Origin of the sequence: Paenibacillus sp. GbtcB18 (genome assembly GCF_019091125.1) — a bacterium.
Classification (GTDB): Bacteria; Bacillota; Bacilli; order Paenibacillales; family NBRC-103111; genus Paenibacillus_F; species Paenibacillus_F chitinolyticus.
Window position 1 is genome coordinate 1 of record NZ_JAGXJX010000139.1, and the last position, 437, is coordinate 437.

Here is a 437-nt window from a genome sequence, read left to right on the forward strand (position 1 = left end):
TCTTGCACGATGGCTGCAAAGCGGTACTGAAAATGCTGTCTGCCTTCCAGCAGTGTGTAACTAATACCTGCCAAATCTTTCGTTGTAATTTCCCCTGCCGTTACCATTTCCCGCAATTCATTTATTTTTTCTTGCAAGCCCTTTTCCGTCTTCGCTGACAAAGCTATCAAATAGCTAGGAACTGTCTCTTCCTCCATCTCCCTCTCACGGGAGGGATAACTCTTTACTACCATGTGGGCGTTCGTCCCGCTCATCCCAAATGAATTTATTGCCCCGACTCTCCGCTTCTCCCTCTTTTCCTGCCAAGGTTTATTGGCTTTGTTCACATAAAAAGGGCTGTCCTTCCACGAAATATAGCTGTTTTCGGTTTCGCAATGCAGGCTCGCCGGGATGGTCTCATACCGTAGAGCCTGCACCAGGGAGATCAGGCTTACCAA

1 protein-coding gene is annotated in these 437 nt (G+C 48.1%); it reads right to left on the bottom strand.

The window, feature by feature from the left end; genetic code table 11:
* Positions 1-437: ketoacyl-synthetase C-terminal extension domain-containing protein (locus tag KVT34_RS29880; RefSeq protein ID WP_302695745.1), on the bottom strand; the 437-nt coding region annotated here is incomplete at both ends.